Here is a 15,847-nt window from a genome sequence, read left to right as displayed (position 1 = left end):
AATCTCGGCCCACTTGGACACAGGACAGAAGATGCAAGAGCCCGCCATCACACCCGATCTGATTGCTGCACATGGGCTCAAGCCCGAGGAATACGACATGATCCTCGAGATCATTGGGCGTGAACCGACCTTTACCGAACTGGGTATCTTCTCGGCCATGTGGAACGAACACTGTTCCTACAAGTCATCCAAGAAATGGCTGCGTACCCTGCCCACGTCTGGCCCTCAAGTCATCTGTGGTCCGGGTGAAAACGCTGGTGTGGTCGATATCGGCGATGGTCAGGCCGTGGTCTTCAAAATGGAAAGCCATAACCACCCCTCTTACATCGAACCCTACCAAGGTGCCGCGACCGGTGTGGGAGGCATCCTGCGCGACGTGTTCACCATGGGCGCGCGTCCCATCGCGTCCATGAATGCTCTGTCCTTCGGCGAGCCCGGCCATCACAAAACCCGACAACTGGTGAATGGCGTGGTCGAAGGCATTGGCGGTTATGGCAACTGCTTTGGCGTACCTTGTGTTGGTGGAGAGGTTCGTTTCCACCCTGCCTATAACGGCAACTGTCTGGTGAACGCATTCGCGGCAGGTCTAGCCGACAGCGACAAGATTTTCTACTCGGCCGCGTCCGGCGTAGGTATGCCCGTCGTTTATCTGGGCGCAAAAACAGGTCGTGACGGCGTCGGCGGTGCGACCATGGCGTCTGCCGAATTCGACGACACCATCGAAGAAAAACGCCCCACCGTTCAGGTCGGCGACCCCTTCACCGAAAAACGCCTGATGGAAGCGACGCTCGAGCTGATGCAGACCGGTGCTGTGATCTCGATCCAGGACATGGGTGCGGCGGGCCTGACCTGCTCTGCTGTTGAAATGGGCGACAAGGGTGGCCTAGGCGTACGTCTTGATCTGGAAAACGTGCCTCAGCGAGAAGAGAATATGACAGCCTATGAGATGATGCTGTCGGAATCCCAGGAACGTATGCTGATGGTTCTCAAGCCCGAACTTGAAGCCGAGGCTCGCGCTGTGTTCGAGAAATGGGATCTGGACTTTGCAATCGTCGGTGAGACCATCGCCGAAGACCGCTTCCTGATCATGCACAATGGAGAGGTCAAAGCCGATCTGGTTCTGTCCAAACTGTCCTCGACCGCGCCGGAATATGACCGTCCGTGGGAACCGACGCCCGAGGCCGAAGACCTGGTCGAAGTGCCTCAGATCGATCCGATCGACGGGCTGCGCGCCCTGCTCTCTTCGCCCAATTACGCGGGCAAGCAGTGGGTGTACGAGCAATACGACACCATGGTGATGGCGGACAGCGCTCGCACACCGGGTTTGGGCGCAGGCATGGTGCGGGTCCATGGCACCGACAAGGTGCTGGCCTTCACCAGTGACGTGACCCCACGCTATGTGCGCGCGAACCCGGTTGAGGGTGGCAAACAAGCAGTGGCCGAAGCCTATCGCAACCTGACAGCAGTCGGGGCCAAGCCACTGGCCACCACAGACAACCTGAACTTCGGCAACCCCGAAAAGCCCGAGATTATGGGTCAGTTCGTAGGCGCCATTCAGGGCATCGGTGCCGCCGTCGGTGCGTTGGACATGCCCATCGTTTCGGGCAACGTCTCGCTGTATAACGAGACCGACGGTCAGGCGATCCTGCCCACCCCGACCATCGGTGCGGTTGGCCTGTTATCCCATTCGGACGAAATCATCGGTAACGAGGTTCGCGAAGGCCACGTCGCGCTGATCATTGGTGAAACCAAAGGCCATCTGGGTCAATCTGCCTTGCTTGCCGAAGTGTTCAACCGTGAAGACGGCGACGCGCCGCATGTCGATCTTAACGCCGAAAAGCGCAACGGAGACTTCATTCGCGCCAACCGCGAAATGATCAAAGCCTGCACCGATCTTGGCGATGGAGGTCTTGCACTTGCCGCCTTTGAATTGGCCGAAGCGGCTGGCGTTGGTGTTCACCTCGACGAGGCCCCGACCGAATTCCTGTTTGGCGAGGATCAGGCGCGTTATCTGGTCGCCTGCAACTTCGACCAGGCCGAGGCACTGATGATTGCTGCAGGCCAGGCCGGTGTTCCGCTGGTCTCGGTTGGGCGCTTCACCGGTGATAGCGTGAAGATCGGCGGCTCCGAGGCTCCGCTTGCCGAGCTGACAGACACCTTCCGTACCAGCTTTGCGGCAGCTGTGGCCTAGAATACAGGCTTCAGCTCGTCACAAATACGGAAATCCTATGCGTCTAACCGCGCGTAGGATTTGCCGAGTTTGTCGACACGTGCCATCTTGCACGCCCCGCCCCATCGCTCTACATCTTGGGAAAGACTTTCAGGAGTAACCTACATGCCGATGAGCGCCCACGAAATTGAAACCCTGCTGCGCGAGAGCTTTCCCAACGCGGAAATTCAGGTTGGCGGCAGCGATGGCGTGCACATGTCCGCCATGGTCGTGGATGAAAGCTTTCGCGGTAAGAACCGCGTGCAACAGCAGCGCGCTGTTTACGCAGCCCTGAAAGGCAAAATGGACGGCCCGGATGGAGAACTGCACGCGCTGGCGCTGACCACCAAAGTGCCGGAGTGATATGGAGCACGCGATCGTTATTTTGATTGCGGTTTCCGTCTTTGTCGTGCTCATCGCGCTGATAGCGTTGAACCATTCAAAGACTGGACGCAATACAAACCGAGGATCGTCGCCTGGACGTGGAAAGCACCTTCTCCAGTCATTTTATTCATCACATGACGGTGCAATTGGCTCGGCGCAGACACATATTCCCAAAGACCCACAAGACTACGCCAAAGCTATGATGCCGAAGAGCAAAGGAAACGCGAAATGACCGATGTGAAAACCCAGATCGACGAAACCGTTAAAGCCAATGACGTGGTGCTGTATATGAAAGGCACTAAAGAGATGCCCCAGTGCGGCTTCTCATCCCGCGTGGCGGGCGTGCTGAACTATATGGGTGTAGACTATGCCGACGTGAATGTTCTGGCCGACGAAGAAATCCGTCAGGGTATCAAGGACTATTCGGACTGGCCGACTGTACCGCAGCTTTACGTCAAAGGCGAATTCGTCGGCGGTTGCGATATCATCACCGAAATGACCTTGTCGGGTGAGCTGGATACGCTGTTTGACGAAAACGGTGTCGGCTACAACAAAGATGCAGCCGACAAAATTCGTGAAGCCAACGCTTAAACCAACTTACCGGCTGGAACAGTCCTGATAGATCGTTTGCTCATTGGCGGCACCTGCCGCCAAATAGCTGATCGACGCGTTCCAGCCTTTAGAACGCAGGATATAAGTTCCCTCGTCGCCGGTGGATTCGTACCGGATGCCTGATCCGCTTTCCACCTGGCGCATGGCGACCAGAGTATTATCTACCAGTGTTGCCGCCGCGCCTGAACCATCTGGCGCGTTGAAGTACGTCACCGGCAAAGGAATGCCGTTGTCGCAGGTGAATGTAACGGACAATATGTCAATCTCTGCCATCGCAGATGTGGCAGGAAGGGCCAGCACAGCGGCGAACAGGGCGTTTCGCAACAAAGTCATTAGGATTTCTTCTCCTCGACAACTGCCGCAAGGGCTTCTGCCCGTGCGGCCAGCTCCGCCAGTGTATCCGTGACAGAGGGCGGAACCACCGCCACTTCGACCCGTTCGGGTTCTGGTGGCGGAGCATTCCTGAGACCCTGAAGTTCAGATTCAGCCTCGGCCAGTTTCGCCTCAAGCGATTTCACCTTGTCTTCTGTCGCCGCTGTTTTGTCAGCCAGCATGAGACCCGCCATCAGAAGCATCCGGGATTCGGGCATTCTGCCGATCTGATCCGACAAAACCTGCGCCTCGTCATCCAGCATCTTTGCTGCGGAGTGCAGAAAAGGCTCTTCACCGTCCCGGCACGAGACGTCAAAGCCGCGACCGCCGATATTTATGGTCACTTCAGGCATTACTCTACCTCACCTTCTACAAGTTTCGCCTGCGACAGCAGAGGTTCCAGTCGCGCCAGAACTGCCTGCGCTTCGGCCGCGTCCGAGGCTTGCGCCGCGCGCGTGGCCTCCAATTCGGCGACTGTAGCGCGGTTCAAGAGTTCCGCGTCTGTCAAACCCTCAGTGGCCGCTGCACGCAATTCGTCAACGGCGTTTCGCAATTGTTCATTTGCTTTGCGCATGCGCTGCAGATCGTCATCCAGACGAGACATTGCTGCCCCATGACTGGCACGTTCAGCACGCAGCATTTCCAGTTCAGCACTCAGGTCATCGACACGTACGGTATCTTCCAATTCGGCCTTTAGGCGGTTGTTTTCCGCCTCAACCGCCTTGGCCTGATCCATCATTCCGCGCAGCTGTTCCAGTTCTGCCTTTAGCGGCTCAGGATCTTCCAGCGCGTCCAACTCTGCCCGCATTTTATCGTTTTCGGCTTTCAATGCGTCCAGCTCAGTGCTGTTGTCCAGCGCTGCCTTGGCTTCGGCCAGCTCGGCACGTGCCGCTTCAACCGAAGTGATCTTGGCACGGGCTTCCTCCAGCTCGGCGCGCAGTGCGTCGGCTTCAGCGCTGCCAGACGGGGCCGCGCGTAGTTCCTCAAGATCAGAGCGTAAGCCATCAACTTGCTGTTCATGCTGCTGTTTCAGGGATTTCAATCGTTCCTGAAGCTGCGCGTTGGCGACGCGTTCGTCCTCAAGTGCAGTTTGAAGCCCTTCGTCCGGTGCAGTATCCCGGGGTGCAGCGCCCAATGCATCGACACCCGCGCCAATGCGGTCCATCGCAGCAATAATGCGGTGCTGTAAGTCTTCTATCTGGCTCATGCCCCTGTCACCTCTTTATCAAGGTTCATTCTGTTTCGATGCGATCCGAATCAAAACCGAATCCCGCCTTCTGACAGTCTAGCGGAATGCGACAGAAAATACCCACTGTTTGCTTTCAACGACTTGAGCCCCGCTCTTCATGCATCCCACCCCGATTTACCCCGGTTCCGCTTGCACTTTGGGTATTGAGTGGTATTGAGCGCGCAATCTGCTTCAAACCCAAAGGAACAACGCCCGTGGACCTGACTGCGCTGCGCAATGCCAACCCCGAACACTGGGACAAAGCTGCGGCCATCCGCACCCTGACCCTTGACGCCGTCGCGGCTGCCAATTCCGGCCATTCCGGTATGCCCATGGGCATGGCGGATGTTGCGACCGTATTGTTCGAAAAGCACCTGAAATTCGATGCATCAAACCCAAGCTGGCCCGACCGCGACCGGTTCATCCTGTCAGCTGGTCACGGCTCGATGCTGGTTTACTCTCTGCTGTATCTCACCGGCCACGCAGACGTGACACTGGAAGAGATCAAGAACTTCCGTCAGTTGGGCGCAAAAACGGCAGGCCACCCGGAAAACTTCCTTGTTGACGGGATCGAGACCACCACCGGCCCGCTGGGTCAGGGCATTTCGAACGCTGTGGGCTTTGCCATGGCCGAAGAAATCCAGCGCGCGCATTACGGCAAGAAGGTTGTTGATCATTATACCTACGTCATCGCAGGCGACGGTTGCCTGATGGAAGGTGTAAGCCAAGAAGCCATCACTCTGGCCGGTCGTCACGAACTGAGCAAACTGATCGTCTTCTGGGACAACAACAACATCACCATCGACGGAACCGTCGATATTGCTGACCGCACCGATCAGGTACGCCGCTTCGCGGCCTCGGGCTGGCATGTGATCGAGATTGACGGCCACGATCCCAAAGCCATTGATGCGGCCATTATCGACGCGAAGAAATCCAGCAAGCCAACCATGATCGCATGTGAAAGCCACATCGCGCTGGGTCATGCAGCACAGGATACGTCAAAAGGCCACGGCGCGCTGACCGATCAGGATCAGTTGAAAGCAGCCAAAGAAGCCTATGACTGGCCTCATGACGCATTCGAGGTGCCTGCAAACGTAAAATCCGCATGGGAAGCCATTGGCGCACGTGGTGCTGCAGAACGAGCAGCCTGGGAAGAGCGTTTCGCGCAACTTTCTGAACGCAAGCAGGCCGAGTTCAATCGTGCTTACGCGTTTGAAGCCCCAAAGAAACTGGCTGGTGCCATTCGTTCCTTCAAAAAGCAAGTTTCGGAAGATCAACCAAAGCTGGCCACCCGCGCTTCGTCTGAAAAAGTTCTGAACGTCGTGAACCCGATCATGACCGAAACCGTTGGCGGCTCGGCCGACCTGACCGGCTCGAACAATACCAAATCGGCCGATATGGGTGTGTTCCTGCCGGAAAACCGCAAGGGTCGTTACATCCATTACGGTATCCGTGAACACGGCATGGCCGCTGCAATGAACGGTATGGCGCTGCATGGTGGCATCCGCCCCTATGGCGGTACATTCATGGCCTTCACCGACTATGCCCGCCCGTCCATGCGTTTGGCGGCCTTGATGAAAATCCCGTCGGTGTTCGTGATGACCCACGACTCGATCGGTCTGGGAGAAGACGGCCCGACCCACCAGCCGGTAGAACATCTGGCCATCTCGCGTGCAACGCCGAACACTTATGTATTCCGCCCCGCTGACACGGTTGAAACAGCCGAGGCGTGGGAACTTGCGCTGACCTTCAAGGACAGCCCCTCGGTTCTGTCGCTGACCCGCCAGGGTGTGCCGACAGTGCGCACCCAGCACAAGACCAAGAACCTGGTTGCACAAGGTGCGTATGTCTTGGCCGAAGCCGAAGGTAAGCGTCAGGCCATCCTGATCGCCACCGGGTCCGAAGTGTCGCTGGCCATGGAAGCCAAAGCGATGCTTGAGGCCGAAGGCATCGGTACCCGCGTCGTTTCGATGCCCTGTATGGAGCTGTTCGCGCAGCAGGACGAAGCCTATCGCAAGCGCGTTCTGCCCGCTGGCCCCGTGCGCGTCGGCATCGAAGCCGCTGTTCGCGCAGGTGGCTGGGACCGTTGGTTGTTGGGCGAGCGTGGCCGCGAAGCCAAGGCCGGCTTCATCGGCATGTCGAGCTTTGGTGCGTCAGCCCCGGCTGGCGAGCTTTACAAGCATTTCGGCATCACCGCAGAGGCGACCGTAGCCAAGGTCAAAGAACTGCTGGGTTAATCCCTACGCATCAGTTAAGAAAGCCCCGGTTTTTGCCGAGGCTTTTTTGTTAGACGAAAATAATTACTGACTGCATCCCGTCCACAATCAGATCACCGTCAGTATTCCACACACGCATGACTTGCGAGCTGTAGCCATCATGCCCAGCTGTCAGTTGATGTTCCAACAGGAACCACCCTTCTCGCGTCTCAATTTCTTCTGACAACACATTGAAAATCCAGTTCATCGAAGAATTTGGGCCGGGTTTCTTGAGGGTCGGATAGATCGCAGGCGGCGGCAGATCCGCAACCGAGATCAAACCTTCCATCCGGCTCCAAATCCGCGGATCTTTGTGACGCGCCCAAAGGCGCAGGTAGCCTTTCTCTGCTCCTGAAAACGGCAAAGCACCGTCAACAAGCCTGACGTCGAAATTCTCAAGAAACGGAATGGGTGGTCGGGGTAAACCTGGCGGGAAATAGGGTTCGGTTTCTTCGGGTTTCGGGGCTGGTTGCGCGGGATGATCAAACGCGACGTGGCTATCCTGAGGAACACCAAACGAAAACGTTCCCAGCGCCGCGACCTTTCCTTCGATTTCGGCCCGAACGTTGATGATCGTCACGTTACGGCCCTGTCGCAGAATTTCGGTGCCAATCACTGGTGGGGTGCCGATAGGGGCAGTGAAATTGATCAATGCAGATCGCAACGGAGGTAACGCGTCGTGCCGTTCAAAGATGGTGGCCAGCATCAGCGCAGACGAAAACCCACCAAAAGTCGTGCGGCCCTGCATCCAGTTCGCCGGGACCGGGAACCTCAACCGGTTATCAATTGCCTCTCGAGCCTCAAGAACGTCGACCAATGAATAAGCGGACATGAGGAAACCAATTCTGTTGTAGCTTTGGCGACACTAGCCTTTTGGCGGTATGTCGCCATTGCAACCTAACGTCACTTCTCAGCACAGTTTTAGTGCTTCTCTTCAGAACCAGAGAACATACCAATTGCTGGGCCGATGACCTTGGTCGCAAGCGGGATCAAAACCAATCCCCATGCCAGGCCGAAAACGCCATCCATTGTGGCCTTGGAAATCCATTCAACCGCGCCCACCCACTGTTCAGAGACGGAATGTCCAATGGCATATGCCCAATCGTGGATGTGATGACCCAGCCAGCCAAAGCCCAGAACCTCCATCCCGTGGATGACGATCGATCCCCCCACCCACAGCATGGCCGCAGTTCCTACAATAGACAGAGTTTTCATCACGCCGGGCATTGCCTTGACCAACCCTCGGCCCAGACCGCGACCGATAGGTGTCGGCGCGTTCTGCGCCAGATAAAGCCCCACATCGTCCATTTTCACGATCAGCGCGACGGACCCATAAACGGCGACCGTTACCCCGATCCCGACTACAGCCAGCGTCGCGGCCTGCATCCACAAGTTCGGCGCTTCGATAGCTGCCAAAGCAATGGTCATGATCTCAGCTGACAGGATAAAGTCCGTCTTGATCGCGCCTTTTACCTTTTGTTCTTCCAGATGACCGGGGTCACGAACGTCCATGTCTTGTTCGATGGCGTGGCTGCCATGGGGGAACAGGACGTGAAATATCTTCTCGGCCCCCTCGAAACAAAGGTAAGACCCACCAATCATGAGTAGCGGGGTGATCAGCCACGGCGCGAAATTGGCAAGCAACAGAGCCACCGGCAGCAACAGTATGATCTTGTTGAAAATCGACCCTCGCGCAATACGCCAGATGATCGGCAACTCACGAGCAGGCGCAAACCCCTGAACATACTTCGGTGTTACCGCAGCGTCGTCGATGATCACCCCGGCAGTCTTGGCCCCGGCCTTACCAGCCGCGGCAACTACGTCGTCGACCGAGGCCGCCGCCACTTTGGCAATTCCCGCCACATCATCCAAAAGGGCCAACAGTCCGCTCATCGCGTGTCCTTTCCTGTCACCTGCCGCACCCGGACCCTACCTGATCTCTCAGCTAGCGCAAGCGTTAGCGCAATCGGCGCAGGTTTGCGCTAACACCTTAAAAATATGCCGTTTTTGCCCTTTTGAGATTCCCATTTCGCCGCTATATGGCCCACAAAGCAAGCGCATCTGGAGACGTCACATGACCATCAAGGTCGGTATCAATGGTTTTGGCCGCATTGGCCGCTGCACCCTGTCGCACATCGCCGCTTCGGGGCGCAACGACATCGAAGTGATCAAAGTCAACGCCACCGGCCCGTTGGAAACCTCGGCACATCTGCTGAAATACGACAGTATCCACGGCCGTTTCCCGCGTGATGTTTCCATCGAAGGCAACACCATGGATCTGGGCCGCGGTCCGATGCAAATGTTCTCGACCTACGACATGAACGAACTGGACTGGGAAGGCTGCGACGTCGTTCTGGAATGCACCGGCAAGTTCAACGACGGCACCAAGGCCAAAACCCACCTTGAGCGTGGCGCTGGTAAGGTTCTGCTGTCTGCCCCTGGCAAGAATGTCGACAAGACCATCGTCTTTGGCGTGAACCACAACACGCTGACCGCAAACGACAACATGGTTTCGAATGGCTCCTGCACCACCAACTGCCTGGCGCCGCTGGCCAAGGTTCTGGACGAAGGTGTCGGCATTGAAAACGGCATCATGACCACGATCCACGCCTATACTGGCGATCAGCCAACCTTGGACCGCCGCCACAGCGACCTTTACCGCGCCCGCGCCGCAGCTATGTCGATGATCCCGACCTCGACCGGAGCCGCCAAGGCGTTGGGCGAAGTTCTGCCAAACCTGAAAGGCCGTCTGGACGGGTCCGCGATCCGCGTCCCTACCCCGAATGTATCGGCTGTGGATCTGACCTTCCGTGCCGCGCGCGATGTGACCGTCGAGGAAGTCAACGCTATCGTCGAAGAAGCCGCCAAAGGCCCGATGCAGCGCGTACTGGGTTTTGAACCTGCACCGCTTGTCTCGACCGATTTCAACCACACCGAAGAAAGCTCGATCTTCGCGCCGGATCAGACCCGTGTTGTCGACAATCGCCTGGTCCGTGTTCTGGCCTGGTATGACAACGAATGGGGCTTCTCGGTTCGTATGGCCGACGTGGCCGTTGCGATGGGCCGTCTTAACTGACCCTTCGGACTTCGCTTGTACCTTAATGCCCGCTCAGGTTATCTGGGCGGGCATTTTTGTTCGGAACGGCCATGACCAATCAAATCGCCATCTGGCTCGGCATCCTTCTGCTTGGGGGCGTGATGTTGGACATGACGCTGTATAGCGGCGACCACCTGCTGTTCCTTGCCAAAAAGCTCTACGAATTTCTGGACTGGCTTGCTTTCTGGCGCTGACCGAGGTTTTTCTTGACTCTTTCGTTGATCTGGAGTTGTTAGCGCTAACTAATCTGACAGAGAAATTTCGACGGAGCAGACCATGACCCTGAAACTTGCGATCAACGGATTTGGACGGATTGGGCGCGGGGTTCTGCGCGCAGTTATGGAAAGCGGCCGCACAGACGTTGAGATTGTGGCGATCAACGATTTAGGAAAGCCGGACATGAACGCGCATTTGTTCGAGTTCGACAGTGTGCATGGTCGCTACGCCAACCCGGTTACACTCAGCGATGCAGGTTTGGATGTGGGTCGTGGTCCGATCCGTCTGACCAGCGAACGCAACCCCGAAGACCTGCCATGGTCGGATATTGATGTCGTTCTGGAATGCACAGGTGTGTTCCGCACCCGAGAAGCTGCTGAACGTCACTTCAAGAACGGCTCGAAAAAGGTTCTGATCTCGGCTCCGGCCCGCGGCGGCGGCAACGTCAAGACCGTTGTGTTTGGTGTAAACGATCACGAACTGACCGCCGAAGACTTGGTCGTGTCGAACGCATCCTGCACCACCAACTGCCTGTCTCCGGTTGCGTCGGCCTTGGATGCCGGACTTGGCATCAAGCACGGTAATATGACCACTGTCCACGCCTATACGGCCAGCCAGCCCGTACATGACTTGGTCGGAAAAGATCCTTACCTGTCACGCGCCGCTGCGTTGTCGATGATCCCCACCACAACCGGTGCGGCTGCTGCTGTTGGTCTGGTTCTGCCGCGGCTTCAAGGCAAACTGACGGGTCAGGCGATCCGTGTCCCGACCCCGAACGTTTCGGTCGTTGATCTGGTGGCCGAGGTTTCCCGACCAACCACCGAAGAGGAAGTGAATCAGCTTTTTGTCGATGCCGCTGCCAAAATTCCCGGCGTGTTGGCGGCAGAAAGCCGTCCCTTGGTTTCCATTGATTTCAACCACGACCCGCACAGCTCGACCGTGTCGCTGGCCGAAACCAAAGTCACCGATGGCACACTTGTTCGCGTATTGGCCTGGTACGACAATGAATGGGGCTTCTCGAACCGGATGCTGGACACAGCCGCCGCGATGGGCGCCCTAGCCTAACCGTTCTTTCAGCGCGGTGTTGACGCGGGGCGTGACGAATTTCGACACGTCCCCGTTCAACCGGGCGATTTCCTTGACCAGTTTCGAGGCAATTGCCTGATGGCGCGCTTCTGCCATCAAAAAGACGGTCTCGATTGAATCGTCCAATGCACGGTTCATTCCAACCATCTGAAATTCATACTCAAAGTCGGCAACAGCGCGCAATCCACGCACAATGATCTGCGCACCAACATCCCGCGCACAATCGATCAGCAGGTTTTCAAATGGATGGGCGACAATCTCGGTCCCAGTCTGTTCAGAGAGCTGAGCACATTCGGCTTCAATCATGGCCACACGCTCTTCCAACGAGAATAAAGGCCCTTTATCCCGGTTGATGGCAACACCAATCACCAGTTTGTCGACCAAAGCTGCCGCCCGACGAATGATGTCGATGTGGCCCATTGTGATGGGATCAAAGGTTCCAGGATATAATCCAACCCGCATCGCGCCCTCCTGCGCAACAAAATTTCTGCGCAAGCAAACATAACTTTGCTGCAGGTGCAAGTGATTGCTGAAGCAACCCTTGCTGTCAGTGCCCCATTATCATGCCTTCCAAAGCATCTTTTTCCATGGCCAGTTCTGCCAGCTGTGCCTTCACGACATCGCCGAGTGTGACAATGCCGACCAGCTTGCCATCTTCCACCACCGGCATATGACGGAACCGTCCTTCGGTCATGCGGGACATGATGTCTTCCACCGTCGCTTGACGGGTCGTCGTGACAAGATCTTGCGTCATGTAGGACTGTACTGGCTGGTTCAGGCAGCCACTGCCACTGGCCGCCAGTTCCCGGACGATGTCACGTTCAGACAGGATGCCGGACGCGGTTTCACCGCCGTCTTCGGAAATGATAACCGTCCCGATCCGCTTCTCCGCAAGAATCTTCGAGGCCTCCGAGACCGTCGCCGTTGGCGCAACCGTCACAACGCCGTCTGTAGCCTTGGACTTCAGGATGGCCTGTACAAGCATGAAGAATACCTCCGGAAATAATGACACTTATTCCAAAGCGTTGCGCGATTGTGGCGACCTGTCAAGCGTCGGCCTCTGCTTCCAAACGAAGCACTTCCTCGCGAATGCCGCGTGTCAGGGCATCAGCAAAGCGGTTCAACCGTTCGTTGCGCTGATCTCCTTCATGCCGAACAAGATAGAAACTGCGCGTCAAACTCACTTGATCCGTCAGGATTTTCCGCAGATCGGAGTGAAACGGCAGCGTGAAATCATGAGCCACACAAACCCCGGTTCCCAGCGTGACCTGTCGCAATTGGACCGAGACCGAGTTCGATGCAAGCGCGACACGGTCAATGCCTATGTCATTCAGGTAATCCAGCTCTCGGTCAAAGATCATGTCGGGGATGTAACCGATCAACCTGTGCCCTTTCAGATCCGCAACAGATTGAATCGGACCATGCTTTTGAAGATAGTCGTCCGTCGCAACCATGTGCAGTTTGTAGTCGCTGATCTTTTTCACCCTCAACTGGCCGGCTGTTGGCGCGCTCACTGTCACGGCCATATCAGCCTCGCGTCGAGACAGGTTAATCACCCGGGGTAGCGCAAGTATCTGAATGTCCAGATCAGGGTTCGCATCGCTGATTTTCGCGCAAACCTGCGGCAACAGGTAATTCGCGCTGCCATCCGGCGCGCCGATCCTGATCTGGCCGCTCAGCGATTTCGTTGACCCGGCCACCGCCCCGGCAGCTGCGCGCATCGCCTCTTCGGCGTGCAGCCCATGTTCCAAAAGACGTTGCCCTGCCGACGTCAGGACATAACCCTGCTGCGATTTGGTGAACAAAGTGGACTCCAACGTGGATTCCAGACGGGCCACGCGACGCCCTACAGTGGCGGGATCAATCTTCAGTATGCGGCCAGCAGAAGACAGACTTTCTTCCCGTGCCACGGCCAAAAAGATCCGCATATCGTCCCAGTTCGGAGTCATCCACAAACCTTTTGCATTTTTGCAAAACTCTTTTGGGACATTGCCTCTGTTCGCGGGATTTCTGCAAGTCTATTCTGCGCGCAAACCTATCGGAGGAGCTCTTGATGCAAGACCTGACCCATTTTTTGAACGGCGAAATGGTTGCCGGAACATCCGGTCGTTTCGACGACGTGTACAACCCAGCGACCGGCGAAGTTCAGTACAAATGTCCAATGGCCAGCGCGGCAGAAACCACCGCGGCCATTGAAGCCGCAGCCGCTGCCCAGCCCGCATGGGGCGCGACCAACCCGCAAAAGCGCGCGCGAGTCATGATGGCCATGGTTGGCCTGATGAACCGCGACATGGACAAGCTGGCCGAGGTCCTGAGCCGCGAACATGGTAAAACCATCCCCGATGCCAAGGGTGACTTGCAGCGTGGTCTGGAAGTGATTGAGTACTGCATCGGCGCTCCGCAGATGCTGAAAGGTGAATTCACTGACAGCGCCGGCCCCGGTATCGACATGTACTCGATGCGTCAGCCTCTGGGCGTTGTCGGATCAATCATGCCTTTCAACTTCCCAGCCATGATGCCGCTGTGGCACGTAGGCCCGGCGCTTGCCTGTGGCAACGCTGTGGTTCTGAAGCCGTCCGAACGTGACCCGTCGGTTCCGCTGATGCTGGCAGAACTCTTCGTCGAAGCCGGTCTGCCCAAGGGTGTGTTCCAGGTCGTGAACGGCGACAAAGAAGCCGTTGATACGATTCTCGACAGCGAAATCATCCAAGGCGTAAGCTTTGTGGGTTCGACGCCGATTGCGCAATATATCTACAGCCGCGCAACCGCAAACGGCAAACGCGCCCAGTGTTTTGGCGGCGCCAAGAACCACATGATCGTCATGCCCGACGCTGACTTGGATCAGGCGGCCGACGCGCTGGTCGGTGCCGGATTTGGCGCGGCAGGCGAACGCTGCATGGCTGTATCCGTGGCAGTTCCCGTTGGCGAAGAAACCGCTGACAAGCTGATCGAAAAGCTGATCCCGCGCGTCGAAAAGCTGAAAGTTGGCCCTTATACCGCTGGTGATGACGTGGACATGGGCCCGGTTGTCACCGGAGCCGCCAAAGAACGTATCCTGGGCCTGATCAACTCGGGCGTAGAGCAAGGCGCAAAGCTGGTAGTCGACAACCGCGATTTCAGCCTGCAGGGTTACGAAGACGGCTTCTTTGTCGGCCCGCATTTGTTCGACCATGTCACCCCGGACATGGACATCTACAAACAGGAAATCTTTGGCCCGGTCCTGTCCACTGTGCGTGCCGGTTCTTATGAAGAAGCGCTGAAATTGGCGATGGACCATGAATATGGCAACGGCACCGCGATCTTCACCCGTGACGGTGACACCGCGCGTGATTTTGCAAGCCGGATCAATATCGGCATGGTCGGCATCAACGTGCCGATCCCGGTTCCGCTGGCCTATCACACCTTTGGCGGCTGGAAGAAATCGATGTTTGGTGACTTGAATCAGCACGGCCCTGACAGCTTTAAGTTCTATACCCGCACCAAGACCGTCACGTCCCGGTGGCCGTCGGGCATCAAGGAAGGTGGCGAGTTCAACTTCAAAGCCATGGACTGATCTGAACGTCCATTGAAATTCCATGCCCGGCCCGAATTTGGGCCGGGTTTTTTGCATCTTTTCGCCGATAAACCTGTCTGCGGCCTCGCCTTCACAAGAAATTCAGACATGGCCCACTGGAAAAATGCCTCCAAGACAAATATTTTGTCCGACAAGTGTGTACCGAGCAGTAAAATTATCGGAGGCAGCCTTGTCCCATTCTCGTATGACCCGTCGTTCCGCCTTGTTGGGCGCTGCATCTTTACTGGCAACCCCTGCCCTTGTTCGGGCGCAAAGCACAGATGCTTTCCCGGAAACGGAAGATGCCATCAGCACGCAATTGCCGGTGCGCCGCAACGTGTCTTCATTCTCGCAACAGAACTGGCAGGATCACTTTGATGAGCTTGGCGTGGGCTGCCTGCTGGCCGATATCACCAGCCGCGCTGTGCATTACTGGAGCCCGGACGGAACTTACAAGCTTTACCCAAGTTCGGTCCCGATGAGTGAAGAGCTCACCAAACGCGGTTACACAAAAGTCGTACGCAAAACCGAATTCCCAAGCTGGACACCAACGGCATCCATGCGTGAGCGCGATCCATCGTTGCCTGTACGGATGGAAGGTGGTGACCCTGGCAATCCATTGGGCACCCGCGCTATGTATCTGGGCTGGCCAGCTTATCTGGTCCACGGAACCCACGACACGCGCAAGATTGGCCGTCAGAGTTCGTCTGGATGTATCGGACTCTACAATCAGCACGTGGAAGAATTGTATCCACTGGTTCAGATTGGGACACAGGTGCGTCTGGTCTGATTTGCTAATCTCAAAAAGCAAAAGCCCCGGTCAATCGCCGGGGCT

17 protein-coding genes are annotated in these 15,847 nt (G+C 56.8%); 9 read left to right on the top strand and 8 right to left on the bottom strand.

The features are described from left to right. Positions 1-31: 31 nt before the first annotated feature. From purL to grxD, 3 genes are all read left to right on the top strand, one after another. Positions 32-2,191 carry a phosphoribosylformylglycinamidine synthase subunit PurL gene (gene purL / locus ACR0EV_RS04140; protein ID WP_480798907.1) on the top strand — a complete coding sequence of 720 codons (2,160 nt, stop codon included), beginning with the start codon at positions 32-34 and terminating at the stop codon, positions 2,189-2,191. 144 nt (positions 2,192-2,335) lie between these two features. Then, the gene (locus tag ACR0EV_RS04135; protein ID WP_039530494.1) at positions 2,336-2,572 is read left to right on the top strand and encodes a BolA/IbaG family iron-sulfur metabolism protein; all 237 of its coding nucleotides are present in this window, start codon (positions 2,336-2,338) and stop codon (positions 2,570-2,572) included. Between the two features lie 249 nt (positions 2,573-2,821). Continuing rightward, positions 2,822-3,184 carry a Grx4 family monothiol glutaredoxin gene (gene grxD, locus ACR0EV_RS04130; protein WP_171089818.1) on the top strand — a complete coding sequence of 121 codons (363 nt, stop codon included), beginning with the start codon at positions 2,822-2,824 and terminating at the stop codon, positions 3,182-3,184. Between the two features lie 6 nt (positions 3,185-3,190). Here grxD and ACR0EV_RS04125 read toward each other — a convergent pair whose 3' ends face one another. The 3 genes from ACR0EV_RS04125 to ACR0EV_RS04115 are packed head-to-tail and all read right to left on the bottom strand — an operon-like array spanning position 3,191 to position 4,784. Then, on the bottom strand, positions 3,191-3,538 hold the full coding sequence (locus ACR0EV_RS04125) for an MliC family protein (RefSeq protein ID WP_480798906.1): 348 nt from the start codon (positions 3,536-3,538) through the stop codon (positions 3,191-3,193). Continuing rightward, positions 3,538-3,930, bottom strand: coding sequence for a cell division protein ZapA (locus ACR0EV_RS04120; protein ID WP_480798905.1), 393 nt, complete (start codon positions 3,928-3,930; stop codon positions 3,538-3,540). Before ACR0EV_RS04120 ends, ACR0EV_RS04125 begins: the two co-directional genes overlap by 1 nt. Then, positions 3,930-4,784, bottom strand: coding sequence for a hypothetical protein (locus ACR0EV_RS04115; protein ID WP_480798904.1), 855 nt, complete (start codon positions 4,782-4,784; stop codon positions 3,930-3,932). Before ACR0EV_RS04115 ends, ACR0EV_RS04120 begins: the two co-directional genes overlap by 1 nt. 236 nt (positions 4,785-5,020) lie before the next feature. Here ACR0EV_RS04115 and tkt point away from each other — a divergent pair, with 236 nt between their 5' ends. Continuing rightward, positions 5,021-7,042 (top strand): transketolase, encoded by a 2,022-nt coding sequence (gene tkt / locus ACR0EV_RS04110; RefSeq protein WP_480798903.1) that lies wholly within the window; start codon positions 5,021-5,023, stop codon positions 7,040-7,042. A gap of 49 nt (positions 7,043-7,091) precedes the next feature. Here tkt and ACR0EV_RS04105 read toward each other — a convergent pair whose 3' ends face one another. Continuing rightward, positions 7,092-7,892 carry a thioesterase family protein gene (locus tag ACR0EV_RS04105; protein WP_480798902.1) on the bottom strand — a complete coding sequence of 267 codons (801 nt, stop codon included), beginning with the start codon at positions 7,890-7,892 and terminating at the stop codon, positions 7,092-7,094. A gap of 89 nt (positions 7,893-7,981) precedes the next feature. Next, a complete protein-coding gene (locus tag ACR0EV_RS04100) occupies positions 7,982-8,953 on the bottom strand; it encodes a DUF808 domain-containing protein (protein ID WP_480798901.1) in 972 nt (323 codons plus the stop codon). Positions 8,954-9,134: 181 nt separating this feature from the next. Here ACR0EV_RS04100 and gap (ACR0EV_RS04095) point away from each other — a divergent pair, with 181 nt between their 5' ends. From gap (ACR0EV_RS04095) to gap (ACR0EV_RS04085), 3 genes are all read left to right on the top strand, one after another. Beyond that, on the top strand, positions 9,135-10,136 hold the full coding sequence (gene gap, locus ACR0EV_RS04095) for a type I glyceraldehyde-3-phosphate dehydrogenase (RefSeq protein ID WP_480798900.1): 1,002 nt from the start codon (positions 9,135-9,137) through the stop codon (positions 10,134-10,136). A 71-nt stretch (positions 10,137-10,207) separates the two neighbouring features. Then, positions 10,208-10,351: a hypothetical protein gene (locus tag ACR0EV_RS04090; RefSeq protein WP_171089800.1), complete on the top strand. Its 144-nt coding sequence runs from the start codon at positions 10,208-10,210 to the stop codon at positions 10,349-10,351. Between the two features lie 82 nt (positions 10,352-10,433). Continuing rightward, positions 10,434-11,438, top strand: coding sequence for a type I glyceraldehyde-3-phosphate dehydrogenase (gene gap, locus ACR0EV_RS04085; protein WP_480798899.1), 1,005 nt, complete (start codon positions 10,434-10,436; stop codon positions 11,436-11,438). Here gap (ACR0EV_RS04085) and coaD read toward each other — a convergent pair. From coaD to ACR0EV_RS04070, 3 genes are all read right to left on the bottom strand, one after another. Then, a complete protein-coding gene (coaD, locus tag ACR0EV_RS04080) occupies positions 11,430-11,921 on the bottom strand; it encodes a pantetheine-phosphate adenylyltransferase (protein WP_171089795.1) in 492 nt (163 codons plus the stop codon). The two genes, gap (ACR0EV_RS04085) and coaD, sit on opposite strands and share 9 nt — an antisense overlap. A gap of 85 nt (positions 11,922-12,006) precedes the next feature. Beyond that, positions 12,007-12,444, bottom strand: a complete 438-nt coding sequence (locus ACR0EV_RS04075; RefSeq protein ID WP_171089793.1) for a CBS domain-containing protein — start codon at positions 12,442-12,444, stop codon at positions 12,007-12,009. A 61-nt stretch (positions 12,445-12,505) separates the two neighbouring features. Next, a complete protein-coding gene (locus tag ACR0EV_RS04070) occupies positions 12,506-13,408 on the bottom strand; it encodes a LysR family transcriptional regulator (protein WP_480798898.1) in 903 nt (300 codons plus the stop codon). A 104-nt stretch (positions 13,409-13,512) separates the two neighbouring features. Between ACR0EV_RS04070 and ACR0EV_RS04065 the strand changes: the two genes are divergently transcribed. Beyond that, positions 13,513-15,012: a CoA-acylating methylmalonate-semialdehyde dehydrogenase gene (locus ACR0EV_RS04065; protein WP_480798897.1), complete on the top strand. Its 1,500-nt coding sequence runs from the start codon at positions 13,513-13,515 to the stop codon at positions 15,010-15,012. 205 nt (positions 15,013-15,217) lie between these two features. Continuing rightward, positions 15,218-15,802, top strand: a complete 585-nt coding sequence (locus tag ACR0EV_RS04060) for a L,D-transpeptidase (protein ID WP_480799010.1) — start codon at positions 15,218-15,220, stop codon at positions 15,800-15,802. Positions 15,803-15,847: the final 45 nt, after the last annotated feature.

The organism is Ruegeria sp. CF8, assembly GCF_056537285.1.
The sequence above is the reverse complement of the archived record's forward strand: the minus strand, read 5'-3'. Positions and strand labels throughout refer to the sequence as shown.

Excerpts from the sequence above, each read along its gene's own strand:
- purL (WP_480798907.1), top strand. The coding sequence starts at position 32 with ATGCAAGAGCCCGCCATCACACCCGATCTGATTGCTGCACATGGGCTC.
- ACR0EV_RS04135 (WP_039530494.1), top strand. The coding sequence starts at position 2,336 with ATGCCGATGAGCGCCCACGAAATTGAAACCCTGCTGCGCGAGAGCTTT.
- grxD (WP_171089818.1), top strand. The coding sequence starts at position 2,822 with ATGACCGATGTGAAAACCCAGATCGACGAAACCGTTAAAGCCAATGAC.
- ACR0EV_RS04125 (WP_480798906.1), bottom strand. The coding sequence starts at position 3,538 with ATGACTTTGTTGCGAAACGCCCTGTTCGCCGCTGTGCTGGCCCTTCCT.
- ACR0EV_RS04120 (WP_480798905.1), bottom strand. The coding sequence starts at position 3,930 with ATGCCTGAAGTGACCATAAATATCGGCGGTCGCGGCTTTGACGTCTCG.
- ACR0EV_RS04115 (WP_480798904.1), bottom strand. The coding sequence starts at position 4,784 with ATGAGCCAGATAGAAGACTTACAGCACCGCATTATTGCTGCGATGGAC.
- ACR0EV_RS04105 (WP_480798902.1), bottom strand. The coding sequence starts at position 7,892 with ATGTCCGCTTATTCATTGGTCGACGTTCTTGAGGCTCGAGAGGCAATT.
- ACR0EV_RS04100 (WP_480798901.1), bottom strand. The coding sequence starts at position 8,953 with ATGAGCGGACTGTTGGCCCTTTTGGATGATGTGGCGGGAATTGCCAAA.
- gap (WP_480798900.1), top strand. The coding sequence starts at position 9,135 with ATGACCATCAAGGTCGGTATCAATGGTTTTGGCCGCATTGGCCGCTGC.
- ACR0EV_RS04090 (WP_171089800.1), top strand. The coding sequence starts at position 10,208 with ATGACCAATCAAATCGCCATCTGGCTCGGCATCCTTCTGCTTGGGGGC.
- gap (WP_480798899.1), top strand. The coding sequence starts at position 10,434 with ATGACCCTGAAACTTGCGATCAACGGATTTGGACGGATTGGGCGCGGG.
- coaD (WP_171089795.1), bottom strand. The coding sequence starts at position 11,921 with ATGCGGGTTGGATTATATCCTGGAACCTTTGATCCCATCACAATGGGC.
- ACR0EV_RS04075 (WP_171089793.1), bottom strand. The coding sequence starts at position 12,444 with ATGCTTGTACAGGCCATCCTGAAGTCCAAGGCTACAGACGGCGTTGTG.
- ACR0EV_RS04070 (WP_480798898.1), bottom strand. The coding sequence starts at position 13,408 with ATGACTCCGAACTGGGACGATATGCGGATCTTTTTGGCCGTGGCACGG.
- ACR0EV_RS04065 (WP_480798897.1), top strand. The coding sequence starts at position 13,513 with ATGCAAGACCTGACCCATTTTTTGAACGGCGAAATGGTTGCCGGAACA.
- ACR0EV_RS04060 (WP_480799010.1), top strand. The coding sequence starts at position 15,218 with ATGACCCGTCGTTCCGCCTTGTTGGGCGCTGCATCTTTACTGGCAACC.